The 7173-nt window shown below is 72.3% G+C and carries 6 protein-coding genes; 3 read left to right on the plus strand and 3 right to left on the minus strand.

Annotation, left to right across the window (positions count from 1 at the left end):
• The coding region (locus AC13HU_RS27635) for a helix-turn-helix domain-containing protein (protein WP_483044673.1) at positions 1-488 on the minus strand (488 nt) is incomplete at its 3' end.
• Positions 489-663: 175 nt separating this feature from the next.
• On the opposite strand from AC13HU_RS27635, the gene AC13HU_RS27640 reads away from it, so the two are divergent.
• Together AC13HU_RS27640 and AC13HU_RS27645 are read left to right on the plus strand one after the other, a co-directional pair.
• Positions 664-1449 (plus strand): DUF4232 domain-containing protein, encoded by a 786-nt coding sequence (locus AC13HU_RS27640; RefSeq protein WP_483044674.1) that lies wholly within the window; start codon positions 664-666, stop codon positions 1447-1449.
• Positions 1450-1531: 82 nt separating this feature from the next.
• Positions 1532-2647, plus strand: a complete 1116-nt coding sequence (locus AC13HU_RS27645; protein WP_483044675.1) for a DNA polymerase III subunit beta family protein — start codon at positions 1532-1534, stop codon at positions 2645-2647.
• 25 nt (positions 2648-2672) lie between these two features.
• Here the strand turns inward: AC13HU_RS27645 and AC13HU_RS27650 are convergent, their stop codons facing one another.
• Complete coding sequence (locus AC13HU_RS27650; RefSeq protein WP_483044676.1) at positions 2673-3083, minus strand: Fur family transcriptional regulator; 411 nt, start codon at positions 3081-3083, stop codon at positions 2673-2675.
• Between the two features lie 343 nt (positions 3084-3426).
• Between AC13HU_RS27650 and katG the strand changes: the two genes are divergently transcribed.
• A complete protein-coding gene (gene katG, locus AC13HU_RS27655) occupies positions 3427-5664 on the plus strand; it encodes a catalase/peroxidase HPI (protein WP_483044677.1) in 2238 nt (745 codons plus the stop codon).
• Between the two features lie 81 nt (positions 5665-5745).
• Here katG and AC13HU_RS27660 read toward each other — a convergent pair whose 3' ends face one another.
• The gene (locus tag AC13HU_RS27660) at positions 5746-7044 is read right to left on the minus strand and encodes an outer membrane protein assembly factor BamB family protein (protein ID WP_483044678.1); all 1299 of its coding nucleotides are present in this window, start codon (positions 7042-7044) and stop codon (positions 5746-5748) included.
• Positions 7045-7173 lie beyond the last annotated feature (129 nt).

The raw sequence follows: 7173 nt of genomic DNA on the forward strand, positions 1-7173 counted from the left end.
ACCCCGACCCCGCCGGCCGCCAGACGTACATACGGCTGCTCCGGCGGAACATCGCTCGCCGTCGCGTCCGCATCTGCGCCCGGCTTCGCGTCGCCCGATTCCGCGTCGCCCGATTCCGCGTCGCCGGACCCCGCGGCGTCCGAGGCCGCCGGCCCGTCCGACCCGGTCGCTTCAGCCGGCCCGGCAGCCGCGGCCGGCCCGGCAGCCGCGGCCGGCCCGGCCGACGTGCGGTACTGCTCGCGGCGGCGGGCCGCACTTGCCAGCAACCACTGCTGGTGCAGTGCCACCAGCTCCTCCGGACCCGCACCGCACAGCCGCGCGAACCGCTCCACGGGACCGTACTCGGTGGGGACCGCCGCGCCGTTGCAGTAGCGGTGCAAGGTGGAGGTGCTGACGTGCATCCGGGCGGCGAGCGCACCGTACGTACGCCCCGATCGTTGCTTCAGTTCGCGCAGCCGGCTCGCGAACTCCTCGACATATGTGCTCATTCCGCCCTCGCGCTCGTCCCGGTGCGACGTTCCAGGAAGGGACATTGTCGCAGCTCAGGGGGGTGGAATCGTTCCAGGACCGTCAACTGTGGCCAGACTGTCGAACACGGGGCGCCGCACGGCGCAGAGTTACGGCATCCCACCGCTCGACCTCTCACAGCGAAGGCATGCCACCGTGAACGTGAAATCCGTCCTGTCCTCCTCCGCGCTCCTCCTCGTCAGCGCCCTCGGCCTCACCGCGTGCCACTCGGGTTCCTCCTCCGCCGCGAGTGACGCGACGCCCTCGCAGCAGGCCGGCGCCTCTTCCGTCGCTTCGGGTGACACCGGGTCGACCTCCGCGCCCACCTCCTCCTCGCAAGGTCGGTCGACGTCCGGCGGCTCCTCCTCCAACGGTTCGGGCGGCTCGACGGGCTCGACCGGCGCGAGCAGCTCCACCGGCACCGGCGGTTCCGGCGGCAGCAGTTCGGGCAGCGGCTCCGCCACCAGCGACAGCTACGCCTACCAGCACCCCTGCACGGCGGACCAGGTGCGGGTGACCGTGACCCGCCGGAGCTCGGCGCCCACCCAGCGGGTGATCGAGGTCCGCAACATCGGCGCCGACTCCTGCGGCCTGAGCTACTTCCCGCTGATCTCCCTGGACGACTCGCACGCCGCCGACGGCAGCCGGGCCGTCAAGCCGCTCATCCCGAGCGGCCTCGGCGGCGCGCCGGCTTCCCCGGTGTATGCCGGGCGGACCGCCTACGCGGTCGTCGACCTCGACCCCAGCGGCGCGACCTCCGGGACCGTGGACGGCATCGACGAGCTGAACGTCCTGGCCAACGGCGACCACATGCCGAACGCCGCCACCGTCAACTTCCGGCTCGGCTCGGGTTCGCTCGTGCTCAAGCCGAAGCTGGGCCTGTACGAGAACACCATCGCGGACGCGGTCACGTCCATGCACGGCGCCGACACCCGATCCTGACCGCGCGGCGCGCGCCGCGCCGTCCTCGCTCCGGCCGACCGTGGTTGACCCTCGACCATGTCGAGGGTCGACAGTTCCAGAAGTGGAGAGCGAGATGCGCAGCATCGGCGAGATGGCCCGGGACAGCGGACTGAGCGCGAGCGCCCTGCGGTTCTACGACGGCGCGGGCGTGCTGGCCCCGGCCCGGGTGGACCCGGTCAGCGGCTACCGCTGGTACGACCCCGGGCAGCTCGAAGAGGCGCGGCTGCTGGCGCGGCTGCGCCGGGCCGGTATGCCGCTGGCGGACATCCGGCTGGTGCTGGCCGGCTGGTCCGGTGCGGACACCGACCTGGTGCGGGGACTGCTCCAGGCGCATGTGCGCCGGCTGGAGCGGGGTCTGTCCGATGCGCGCGGCGAGCTGTCCACGGTCCGTGCACTCCTCGAACGCAGGGAGAACCCCATGGTTTCGCTCCGCACCACGACCCTCCGGCTCACCGTCGCCGCACCCGCCCTGGCCGCCGCGCTGGACGCGGTCCGCTTCGCCGCCGGCACCGATCCCGAACTGCCGGTGCTCGGGGGTGTGTTGTTCGACGTCGAAGGCGGGTCGCTGCACACCGTGGCCACCGACCGCTACCGGCTGGCCGTCGCACAGGCCGCCGTCACCGGCCATGACGGGCCACCCGCGCGGTTCGTCGTGCCGTCGGCGCTGGCCGACGCGATGCGGGCGCTGCTGCCCGCCGCGGGGAACGTCCAACTCGCCCTGGACGACGACCATGTGGCCCTGGACGCCGGGGGACGCCAGGCGGCCGGCGCGTGCCTCGGCCACGACTTCCCGGACTACCGCCGGCTGGTCCGCCTGCCGGCGGGCACCCGGGTCCCCGTCGATGCCCGGGCGTTCCGCGGGGCGGTGGAGACCGGCCCGGTCCGCGCCGGCGAGGCGCCCGCGGGCGAGGCACCCTCGGGCGAGCGCGAGGCGGGCGGGGACCTGAGCATCCTCAAGGTGACCGGCGACGGCACGGCGGTGACCGTATGCGCGGACGGCGACGACGACCCGGGCCGGGTCGCCGTCAACCGCGGCTACCTTCTGGACGCCCTGACCGCCGCGGCACACGACCGGCTGGTCCTGGAGTTCGGCGCCCCGACGGCGCCCATGGCGATCCGCCGCGCCGACACCGAGGACACCTTCTCCCTGCTGATGCCCGTCCGCCTGGAGAACTGACCGTACGGGCGGGGCCCGGTCGGCGTCACACGCAGTCCGGGCACCGCCCGCGGTAGGTGACCTCGGCCGCGGAGACGGTGAAGCCGAAGCGCTCCTCTACCGGGAGCGCGGCGAGCGGGTCGCCGGTGGGGTGGACGTCGCGGACGGTGCCGCACCCGGAGCAGACCAGGTGCTGGTGCGGGTGGTGCGCGTTCGGGTCGTACCGCTTCGCGCGGCCGTCGGTGGCGACCTCGATGACCTCGCCGAGGGAGACCAGCTCGCCGAGCGTGTTGTAGACCGTCGCCCGCGAGATCTCGGGCAGGCGGACGATGGCGCGGGCGTGCACCTCGTCGGCCGTCAGGTGAACGTGGTCTCCGTCCAGGACCTGCGCGACGACGCGCCGCTGGGAGGTCATCCGCCAGCCACGGCCCCGCAGTCGCTCCACCAGGTCACTCATGTCGGTTCACCTATTCGGGTTCGCGGAATGCCCGCAGTTTACCAGTGAGCGTCCGGATTTTGACCGGATATGTGCTTGGCCCGCTTCTTGACTTGGACTGCGTCCATCGTAGGATCGGTTCCGGCGACAGCCAAGGGCCAGGAAGAGCCCTGTACGGCAGGAGACGCCCACACGGCAGGAGAGCAGGAGCAGGAGACACAGACGTCGAAGCCGCTCACCCGCGGCTTCCCGGGCCGTTCCGGCTCCGCCGGGCGCTCCGCAGCTCCCCTGTCCCGCCGCCCCCGGCTCCTCCACCGCCCGCAGTGCCTGAGCACCGTGATCCGCCAGGTCCGGAAGGATTTCCATGTCTGACAACACCCACAACAACGACGCGATCGTCGTGGACGCCAAGACGGAAGGCACGGGTGGCTGCCCGGTCGCCCACGACCGCGCCCCGCACCCGACCCAGGGCGGCGGAAACCGCGGCTGGTGGCCGGACCGGCTCAACCTGAAGATCCTGGCCAAGAACCCCGCCGTGGCCAACCCGCTCGGCGCGGACTTCGACTACGCCGCGGCCTTCGGCACCCTCGACCTCGCGGCCGTCAAGCAGGACATCGCCGAGGTGCTCACCACCTCGCAGGACTGGTGGCCGGCCGACTTCGGCAACTACGGCCCGTTCATGATCCGGATGGCCTGGCACAGCGCGGGCACCTACCGGATCAGCGACGGCCGCGGCGGCGCCGGGGCCGGGCAGCAGCGCTTCGCCCCGCTCAACAGCTGGCCGGACAACGGCAACCTCGACAAGGCCCGCCGCCTGCTGTGGCCGGTGAAGAAGAAGTACGGCCAGAGCCTGTCGTGGGCCGACCTGCTGATCCTCACCGGCAACGTCGCACTGGAGTCGATGGGCTGCACGACCTTCGGGTTCGCCGGCGGCCGTGCGGACGTCTGGGAGCCGGAGGAGGACGTCTACTGGGGCCCGGAGACCACCTGGCTCGACGACCAGCGCTACACCGGCGACCGCGAGCTGGAAAACCCGCTCGGCGCGGTCCAGATGGGCCTGATCTACGTCAACCCCGAGGGCCCCAACGGCAACCCGGACCCGATCGCGGCGGCCCGCGACATCCGTGAGACGTTCCGCCGGATGGCGATGAACGACGAGGAGACCGTGGCCCTCATCGCGGGCGGCCACACCTTCGGCAAGACCCACGGCGCGGGCCCGGCCGACGCCGTCGGCGACGACCCCGAGGCCGCGCCGATCGAGGCGCAGGGCCTGGGCTGGAAGAACAGCCACGGCACCGGCAAGGGCGCGGACGCCATCACCTCCGGCCTCGAGGTGACCTGGACCAGCACCCCCACCCAGTGGAGCAACGGCTTCTTCGACAACCTCTTCGGCTACGAGTGGGAGCTCACCAAGAGCCCGGCCGGCGCCAACCAGTGGAAGCCGAAGGACGGCGCCGGCGAGGGCACCGTCCCGCACGCCCACGACGCCGCGAAGAAGATCGCGCCGTCGATGCTCACCACCGACCTGGCGCTGCGCCTCGACCCGGTCTACGAGCCGATCTCCCGCCGCTTCCACCAGAACCCGGCGGAGTTCGCGGACGCGTTCGCCCGCGCCTGGTACAAGCTGACCCACCGCGACATGGGCCCGAAGTCGCTGCTGCTCGGCCCGGAGGTGCCCGCGGAGACCCTGCTGTGGCAGGACCCGCTGCCCACGGCGGAGTACGAGACGATCGACGCCGCGGACGCCACCGCACTCAAGGCGAAGATCCTCGGCACCGGGCTGACCGTGCCGCAACTGGTCTCCGCCGCCTGGGCGTCGGCCTCGACCTTCCGCGGCAGCGACAAGCGCGGCGGCGCCAACGGCGCCCGCATCCGCCTGGAGCCGCAGCGCGGCTGGCAGGTCAACAACCCGGACGAGCTGGCGACGGTGCTGCGCGCCCTGGAAGGCGTCCAGCAGAAGTTCAACGCCTCCTCCGGCGCGAAGAAGGTGTCGCTGGCCGACCTGATCGTGCTCGGCGGCGCCGCGGCGGTCGAGAAGGCCGCCAAGGACGGCGGGCACGAGATCGAGGTGCCCTTCACCGCCGGCCGCGTCGACGCGACGGACGAGCACACCGACGCGGAGTCGTTCGCCGCGCTGGAGCCGGGTGCCGACGGCTTCCGCAACTACGCCGGCAAGGGCAACCGGCTGCCGGCCGAGTACCTGCTGCTCGACCGGGCCAACCTGCTCACCCTCAGCGCCCCCGAGACGACCGTCCTCGTCGGTGGCCTGCGCGTGCTGGGCGCCAACTACGACGGTTCGAAGCTCGGTGCGCTCACCGACGCCCCGGGCACCTTGACGAACGACTTCTTCGTCAACCTGCTCGACCTGGGCACCACGTGGACCCCGACCTCCGAGGACTCGACCACCTTCGAGGCCCGCGACGACGCCACGGGCGAGGTCAAGTGGACCGGCACCCGCGCCGACCTCGTCTTCGGCTCCAACTCCGAACTGCGCGCGCTGGCCGAGGTCTACGCGGGCGACGACGCGAAGCAGAAGTTCGTCACGGACTTCGTGGCGGCGTGGACCAAGGTGATGGACCTCGACCGGTTCGACCTCGTCTGAGTCCTGACGGCTGACAACTGACAGCGTCCGGGCCGGCCCACGGGTCGGCCCGGACGCCGTTTCCGCCTCGTGCCGCCACTGTCACGCCGACAGGACGAGCAGATCGCCGACGTCGCTGCTGGAGAACATGCCGGAGGCCCAGCCGATCGCCACGACACCGTGGCCGGCCTGGGTGGGCTGAAGCCGCGCCTCGGAAGTGATGTCGTACTCACCGGGACCGCTGGTCAGTGACGGCAAGGGCATGGAGTGCAGTTGCCGCCCCGTCGCGGCGTCGAGCACGACCAGGTCGGCGCCGCTCACCGTGACCTTCTCGTCCGGCGAGGTTGACGAGGAGGACGCGGACGGCTGCTGGACGACGTAGACCCGGCCGCCCGCGATCAGCGGCCGGCTGAACGTCTTGCCCTTCGCCGGCTTCCACGTCCACCGCTTCATGCCGCCGGTGGCGCCGTAGGCGGTCAGCCGCACCCCGTCGGCCTTGTGGTCGCTCAGCGCGATCCCGTCGCCCGCCGTCACCGTCGGGTCCTCATCGTCGGCGCTCCGCGTGGTGACCACAGGCTTCGGGCCGGAGACGTCCACCGAGGCACCGGTCCGCCGGGCGGTCCACTGCGACGTCACCAGGGTGTGGTCGTCGGCCGGAATCAGCGGGTGCAAGCCGTCGGCGATCCGCCAGCGCAGCGTGCCGTGGCGGACATCGAACCCGAGCAACTGCACGGCCTGGTCGTCCGAGCCGCGGCAACGCGCCCAGGTCACCACGGCACCGCGCATGGCCACCGCCCCGCCCGAATCCAGCACGCAGCCGTTCGGGATCGCGCCGTTCCACACACGCTTGCCGCTGTGCTCGTCGAACGCCGTGATCCCGTCCCCGCTCGTCGCCACCACCAGAGTGCCGGCGAAGTCGATGTCGGCGAAGTCGTCGTCCTGGGCGCGATCATGGATGCCGTAGGGCACCTTCGCGTGCCAGCGCGGCTTCCCGCTGCGCACGTCGATCCCGACGACCACGCCGTCCTGCCACCACGTCGCGACCGTGTCGCCGCCACCGGTGAGCGCGACGCGGCCCAACACCGCCTTGCCGCGGCCGTAGTGCCAGTACTCCTTGCCGGTCCGCAGGTTCCGCGCCACGATCCCGTCGCTCGCCTCATCGACGGACAACGCTCCGTCCATCACTCCGTACGACTTCGACGTGTGCCGCAGCACCCGGGCCGGTGCGGCCGGCGCCGTGTCCCCCAGCGCGGTCGGGAACGCGCCGCGCGCACCACTGACACGCTCGTGGAACCGGTGTGCGTGCCGCCACTCCAGCCACCCGGCCACCGCCCCGGCGACCACCGCGGCGACCACCACGGCCGCCACCGTACGCCGTATCCGTCCGGCACCCGTCTCCATCTCGCGCCCCCTGCCCGCTCGGCAACCCGGCCACCCTACGGTGTCGGAGTCCGCCCCGGGCCGCGCGCGCCATACCGGATGAATGGGGCGTGGCGGCGCGGATATCGGGGGTCGGGGTCTGCATGATGG

The sequence above is a fragment of the Streptomyces sp. NH27 genome, assembly GCF_056859195.1.

Bases quoted from the DNA above. Each gene is read 5' to 3' on its own strand.
- AC13HU_RS27650 (WP_483044676.1), bottom strand. From the start codon at position 3,083: ATGAGTGACCTGGTGGAGCGACTGCGGGGCCGTGGCTGGCGGATGACC.
- katG (WP_483044677.1), top strand. From the start codon at position 3,427: ATGTCTGACAACACCCACAACAACGACGCGATCGTCGTGGACGCCAAG.
- AC13HU_RS27660 (WP_483044678.1), bottom strand. From the start codon at position 7,044: ATGGAGACGGGTGCCGGACGGATACGGCGTACGGTGGCGGCCGTGGTG.